7 protein-coding genes are annotated in these 6,616 nt (G+C 44.0%); 3 read left to right on the top strand and 4 right to left on the bottom strand.

The window, feature by feature from the left end; genetic code table 11:
- Positions 1 to 45 precede the first annotated feature (45 nt).
- Positions 46 to 936: a LysR family transcriptional regulator gene (locus L4B77_RS09680; RefSeq protein WP_429750104.1), complete on the top strand. Its 891-nt coding sequence runs from the start codon at positions 46 to 48 to the stop codon at positions 934 to 936.
- Positions 937 to 1,067: 131 nt separating this feature from the next.
- Here the strand turns inward: L4B77_RS09680 and L4B77_RS09675 are convergent, their stop codons facing one another.
- Together L4B77_RS09675 and nhaD are read right to left on the bottom strand one after the other, a co-directional pair.
- A complete protein-coding gene (locus L4B77_RS09675) occupies positions 1,068 to 1,271 on the bottom strand; it encodes a hypothetical protein (RefSeq protein ID WP_261840410.1) in 204 nt (67 codons plus the stop codon).
- A 269-nt stretch (positions 1,272 to 1,540) separates the two neighbouring features.
- Positions 1,541 to 2,980 carry a sodium:proton antiporter NhaD gene (nhaD, locus tag L4B77_RS09670; RefSeq protein WP_429750099.1) on the bottom strand — a complete coding sequence of 480 codons (1,440 nt, stop codon included), beginning with the start codon at positions 2,978 to 2,980 and terminating at the stop codon, positions 1,541 to 1,543.
- A gap of 411 nt (positions 2,981 to 3,391) precedes the next feature.
- Here nhaD and L4B77_RS09665 point away from each other — a divergent pair, with 411 nt between their 5' ends.
- Positions 3,392 to 4,138 (top strand): nucleoside recognition domain-containing protein, encoded by a 747-nt coding sequence (locus tag L4B77_RS09665; RefSeq protein WP_429750097.1) that lies wholly within the window; start codon positions 3,392 to 3,394, stop codon positions 4,136 to 4,138.
- Complete coding sequence (locus L4B77_RS09660; protein ID WP_261840407.1) at positions 4,135 to 4,602, top strand: YjiG family protein; 468 nt, start codon at positions 4,135 to 4,137, stop codon at positions 4,600 to 4,602. The genes L4B77_RS09665 and L4B77_RS09660 overlap by 4 nt, the downstream gene beginning before the upstream one ends.
- 165 nt (positions 4,603 to 4,767) lie before the next feature.
- Here the strand turns inward: L4B77_RS09660 and L4B77_RS09655 are convergent, their stop codons facing one another.
- On the bottom strand, positions 4,768 to 5,415 hold the full coding sequence (locus L4B77_RS09655) for an START domain-containing protein (RefSeq protein ID WP_429750095.1): 648 nt from the start codon (positions 5,413 to 5,415) through the stop codon (positions 4,768 to 4,770).
- Between the two features lie 145 nt (positions 5,416 to 5,560).
- Positions 5,561 to 6,601, bottom strand: coding sequence for an acyltransferase (locus L4B77_RS09650; RefSeq protein WP_429750093.1), 1,041 nt, complete (start codon positions 6,599 to 6,601; stop codon positions 5,561 to 5,563).
- Positions 6,602 to 6,616 lie beyond the last annotated feature (15 nt).

Here is a 6,616-nt window from a genome sequence, read left to right as displayed (position 1 = left end):
ATCCTAGATCGGCTAGTTGGCAGATTTATTACAGAGATGTATTTGATGGATGTAAAAGTATTCAGAACCTTTCTTGAGGTTGCAAGGGTGCGCCATTTTGGGCGTGCAGCGGAAAATTTGTATTTAACACAGGCGGCGGTGAGTGCGCGTATCAAACAGTTAGAAGGCTATTTTGATACTCAGCTCTTCATTCGTGACCGTAATAATATCAAACTCACCTCTTCAGGTGAGCGTTTGATAGGTTATGCTGAAGTGATGGTTTCTACTTTACAACAAGCCAAATTTGAACTGTCGTTAGAGAGTGGTAAAGCCTTGCAGTTAACGCTGGGTGGTACTCCGAATATTTGGGATGCGTATCTGCAAAATTGTTTGAGTGTAGTGACCGATTCTCTGGGGGGATATGGCTTTATGGCCGAGGTGATGGGCCGAGAGCAACTCAATCGTCACTTGTTAGAAAGAACCTTAGATATGGCTTTCGCTTTCGATCAGATCAAAGCGGAAGAGTTGAATTGTAAAAAAGTGGCTGATTTGGTTTTGGTGTTGGTATCAACGCAGCAAGATGATCTGGAGTCGGTATTCCAACATAAATATGTCTATGTAGACTGGGGAACGCGTTTTGGCTCTGAACACGCTGAGCGTCACCCCAAAGTGCCTGCTCCGTATTTACGCACCTCAACGGCTCGTATCGCTTTAGACTTTATCTTGGAGAAAGGGGGGAGCGCTTACTTACCGGTATCGCTAGTGGAACCTTTTATTGCTTCGGGTCAGTTACACAAAGTGAAAGGGATCGAAGACTGGTATCGGCCAATTTACTTGAGCTACCGTAAAAGCAGTACTTCAGTTGAGGCGATTATACAGGTTGAAAAACTCGTGAATGAGATTGACCCATCAACAGCGTATACGCTGCAACAAGCGGCAGAACAAACACCGGAATAATGGCTTTCGTTGCCATCAATACGTTTTGTTGATTGAATAAAATGGCTCCTTTGGGAGCCATTTTATTTTCAAATCAGTGTTAGCCTAGTATCGGTCACCTCGCGAAGAGGTTAGAGGTTAGAGGTTAGAGGTTAGAGGTTCATCAAGTTTTCGATTGACTCTTCAAGAGAGTGAGACAGGTACGAATGGATTTGATGCCCATCAGTGGCATCAATTTCAATCTTGGCAATCCCTTTGTCAGCTTGTTCCTCAAGTAGGTTGAGAGATTGTTCGACCGATTGACAGATGAGAACTTGTTGGTTTGATAACACAATTCGACACGTGTGAAGATCCATAGCCTTTTTCCTTATTATTCAATAGGTCTTAGCATCTTTGTGTGCTCAGTACCTATCGTTGACGTTGTGAGTAGAATCCTTTCTCTAAAGTAAACTTAGTCGAATTGAACGAAATTTAAACTTTTTTTTTGATTTATCTGTTCTTCGCTCCGAATAACGCAACGGCTAGCATCGGAAAGCGTTGCGTTAAAGGTGTGACTCACGCATCCAAAGCCGATGTCCAGTAATTTGACTGGACAAGGGTATCAAGTTTTTGAGCCTTCATATCACTAGAAAAGGCGACCATTAAGCCATAGATGATCAGCGATGCTGATGGCGTAACCTATCATGATCACTGGCATCCATTTTAAGTGACCAAAGAAGGTATATTTGCCGTGTGCTGCCCCCATTAGTGCCACACCTGCAGCACTGCCTACAGACAGTAAGCTGCCGCCAACGCCTGCGGTTAAGGTAATAAGTAGCCAGTTACCCATCGACATTTGTGGCTCCATGGATAACACCGCAAACATCACCGGAATGTTATCGACAATCGCAGACAAGATCCCCACCATGATGTTGGCCCAAATGGGATTCCATTGGCTGTACATTATGCCTGAAGCGAGTTCCAAATAGCCCAGTAAACTTAAACCACCGACACACATTACAACCCCGTAGAAGAACAGCAGTGTGTCCCATTCGGCATGCGATACTCTTCGAAATACATCAAAGGGCACAACTGACCCGAGTCGCTTCAATGCCCCTTCATCGTTGTTGGCAATCGCCACCGCTTTTTTCTTCGCGAGTGAATTAGGTAAGGTCTTACGTAAGTAAAAGCCAAAGAATTGCAGATAGGCCAGTCCCATCATCATCCCCATCACAGGAGGGAAATGAAGTACTGCATGGAAAGCAACGGCGGTCGCTATTGTCATGATGAACAAGAATACAATGCGTCTTGCGCCACGTTTTAATTCAACGTGTTGATGAACCGTATCGGGCTGAGTCGTGGGTACAAAATAAGACATGATCAGTGCGGGAACGAGATAGTTCACCACGGAAGGAATAAACAGAGGAATGAACTCACTAAAACTCACATAACCAGCCTGCCACACCATGAGCGTTGTAATGTCGCCAAAGGGGCTAAAAGCGCCGCCAGCGTTGGCTGCAATGACGATATTTACGCAGGCGAGGTTAACGAATTTGGGATTCGATCCTGCGACCTTGAGAACCACGGCACACATTAATAGCGCGGTGGTGAGGTTATCGGCAATCGGCGAAATAAAAAAGGCCAGAATACCGGTTATCCAGAACAATGATCGGAAATTGAAGCCCTTGCCCACCATCCACGCTTGTAGGGCATCAAATAACCTTCTCTCTTCCATGGCACTGATGTAAGTCATCGCCACGAGTAGGAAAAGTAACAACTCGGCGTATTCCAGTAGGTTGTGCTCGAGAGCCTGTTTAGCCACCTCAACAAGATCGTGCTCTTGGTAGGTAAAACCAATGATGATCCAGATGAGACCTGCCGCAAGTAAAACGGGCTTAGATTTTCGGAGCTTTAGGTACTCTTCCATCATCACCACGATATAAGCAATGACGAAAATGGTCAGAGAAAGATAGCCAGCAAACGAGCTGGTGAGCTTGAGAGGTTCTCCTAGCGGTGATGTGGCAGCACTTGCGGCTGTCGAAAAGAATAATAATGAGAGAACAGCAGAAAGCTGGATACCTACCATGGTTTGCGCTCCGAAGTTAATGAGTTATTAACACGCATAAAAGCGTAGACCTAAATAACCAGGTAGGGCGTGATAGATGTCTGTTTATTCAATAGATTATGGTGAAAAAACTATAAATTTCCGGTTGGTTACTGTTGCTCAAATGATAAAAAACATGGAGCAATCATCATTGATTTTTCTGCTTTTTTTTATGCTATTAAAGTGGTTTATATTTAGTGCTGTATGTTATTTATTTGGCTTCAAACAGTATGTTCTCCTGCATTTAAATCCACGTCACAGTTTTAAATATTCCATTGTCTCTTTCGTTTAAACCGCGGAACTATTTGATTTTAGTCACACACTTTCGAGTAATTAGTTTGCATTATTGATTACGTGTTCTGTTCCACATAAACCAGATGTATAGAGGCCATTATGACTAATCCAACCAATACCGATCGTAAAGTCACGGTCGGGAGTTACATTGCACTCGCTTTTGCGATTGTGTTTTTTTCGGGCTTAATGCAGTCAAATGAATGGTATGGAGTGTTCGATTTTACGACGCTCAATGGTTCATTTGGCAAAGTTGCTTACGATGTCACTGAAACGGCTGATGGTATTCAAGCAGCAACAACGTCATTGCGTGGCCAAGGTGGTAATGGAGCTCGTGACGGCTTTATTTTTGCTTTGACATTGATTCCGACCGTAATGTTTGCACTTGGTATGATCAACGTACTTGAGCATTATGGTGCTCTTGATGCCGCGCGCAGATTGCTTACTCCTATGCTTCGTCCTTTAATGGGGATTCCTGGTAATTCTGGTTTGGCTCTTATTGCCTCTCTACAAAGTACTGACGCTGGTGCCGCAATGACTCGGCAGTTGAAAGATGAGGGACATCTTACTAAGCGTGAAACCGACGTTTTTACTATGTTTCAGTTCACAGCTGGTGCGGCGATCGTTAACTTTTTTTCATCGGGCGCGGTGTTGTTTACTCTCACGGCGATGGATGGATCTCTTGCGGTAACATCGTCTATTGGTTTAGCGGTTGCTGTGATGTTTGTTTTCAAATTTGTCGGTGCGAACCTGTTCCGTATCTACCTCAATATTACTGAAGGCAAAGAAGACAAACCAAAATCAGAAAAAGAACAAAAACAAAAATTGGAAGAGGAAGTGGCATTATGAGCGAAGTGAAAGCAAAAAAACCAATGGTTACTGATATTTTCGTGGAAGGTGCTAAGAAAGGCTGGGTAATTGCGACCACTTCGACTGTGCCTAATGTTTTAATGGCGTTTGTGATCATCAAAGCGTTGCAAATTACCGGAGCGTTGGATCTGATGGGTAGCGTGTTTGCGCCTATCATGGCTGTATTTGGCTTACCCGGTGAAGCGGCTGCCGTATTGATTGGCGCTTGGATGTCGATGGGGGGAGCGGTCGGTGTGGTTATCACGCTGTTTGATCAAGGTATCCTGAACGGAACTCATATCGCTATCTTGGCGCCTGCTATTTACTTGATGGGCTCACAAGTGCAATACATGGGGCGTATTATGGGCCCAATTGGGACTGAAGGTCGTTATATCCCAGTGATGATCGCGATTTCAGTGTTGAATGCCTTTGGCGCGATGTTCTTGATGAGCATGATTTTGTAACGTGAATCCTGCTTGATTTCACACGTCATAAAAAGAAAACCCCGTTTGGCGACCATCAAGCGGGGTTTATTTATTATGGCTGTTGTTGATGATTTTTGACACGTAAAACCTAACAAGCATAATGCATGCTTTTGTGGCTTAGTTTGTATCTGCATCCGAATTCGCTCACTCGCTTGGTAGGTTTGGGTGTTGTTGGCTTTGGTATTTGGGTAACTGCTCTCTTAACCCTTTAAATGTGTTCAATGCGCTGCTAATGGATAATTTGTTCATTAACCAATTGGGCAGAATACCGCCCGCGTTGGCGTACGCGGTATAGGTGATGTAGGTATTACTATTGTTGAGTGGCTGAAGTGTCCATAAAGCTTTTACATTGTAAATTCGAATATACCCGGGCTCTTTGGGCAAATAAGTCGATGCATCTTTAATCGACAAAATAAACTGATCATTGTCAATTGTGTATTTAGAGTAGGCCACCATATCTCGGTCTCTGGCAGGCCAAGGTGCTTTGAATTGGGTATAAACGATATTTTCCGTTGCTGAAATTTGCCTCAAAACTCGACTTTCCGACACATTATCAACCCAATTCGGTACGTTCTGACTGTCTTCCAATAGCGACAAAAAACCGGAATAAGTGGTGGGGGTTTGCATTTGCGCTCGTATCTCAACCAAGCCTGCACGATGCGCCCTTTTGTGAATGATGATACCCGCTTCGCTTTTTACAAATACCCAAGGTAACTCACTGCTTGAAAATGCAAAGGGGCTAATCAACAAAGCGAAGAAAATAACAGCGGTTGTTGGTTGGTTGATTTTCATTCTTCGTCCTGAAAAAGAAAAGGTTACAATCAAGTTGTAACCTCTTTGATGCTATATGCGAACATCGAGCGGGAGTTTATGCCTTTCTATCTGACTTTGTGGACGCATTAGTTTCGCTCAATTCGGTATTAATGTTGTTATTGAGTTAACGCAACAGCCACGGTTTTAGTGGTGTCCTTTCAATAACGGTCACTAACATTAAGCTTAGTACAAATGTTGCAAAGAATACGGTGACGTCTTTTGCCATTTCTGTGATCCCCAGTATTCGGCAGACATTGAACAACATGATAATGATCAACAGATGGCTTACGTAGATACCCAACATACGGTTTGAAATGGCACGAACCCAAGCGTAGTCACCGAGGTTTGGATTAGCTAAAAGCCACATGAACACCCCCACGCCCCACAAAGCCGTACCAAACAAGAAATCGTGAGTATTAAAGGCGATATCAAACTGGGTTAACCATGCTGCCTCAGCAAAATGAATCACCATGCCTAACGCGAATAACCCCAATGCCTTAGCGGATGATATTTTCCATTGATGCTGACGAATGATAAAACCTAAACTCACCATTAACGTGCTAAAGAACGGGCCATTGCGAGTAAAGAAAGGAGCACTGAGGTCGGTTAAACTTGTGTAACTGCCTGCCAACACTCCGTATACGTAAAGTAAAATTGCCACAGGCAATAGTCGTTTATCGAGTTTCATCTCAACCATTAAGGCGATGATTAAAACGGCGCACACTAGAGCAGGAATGAACCATAAGTGCACCAATCCGCCCTCTAAAAAAGAGTTGAGAGGGGTATTCATTAAGAAGCCCCAATAGCCTTCACGTTCGGCTAGATAGCCAAATTCTTCTACCTTCGCGAGGTTGAAAGGCATGACTAAACAAATGATGCTCCATGCCAACCAGACTTTCAGCAGTGGTTTGGAATAGTTGATCACTGTTGTCCAAGGCGAGGCGGTAAGCTTAGGTTGAATCAGATAGCCGGAAATAAGGAAGAACAAAGGTACGGCGAAACGAGCGGATTGGTTGAGCACATAGCCAACCCATGGAACGTCATTGATTTGCCAATAAGTAAGTGCCATTTGGCCGTGTAAACCAATGATCGCTAAGATAGCAATCACTCGACCCAGCTCGATACTGGCGATGCGTTGTGAAGGCGTATATTGAACGGTAGACATATCAGATCTCTAAGA

Source organism: Vibrio minamisatsumaniensis, assembly GCF_050337445.1.
Lineage (GTDB): Bacteria > Pseudomonadota > Gammaproteobacteria > Enterobacterales > Vibrionaceae > Vibrio > Vibrio artabrorum.
The sequence above is the reverse complement of the archived record's forward strand: the minus strand, read 5'-3'. Positions and strand labels throughout refer to the sequence as shown.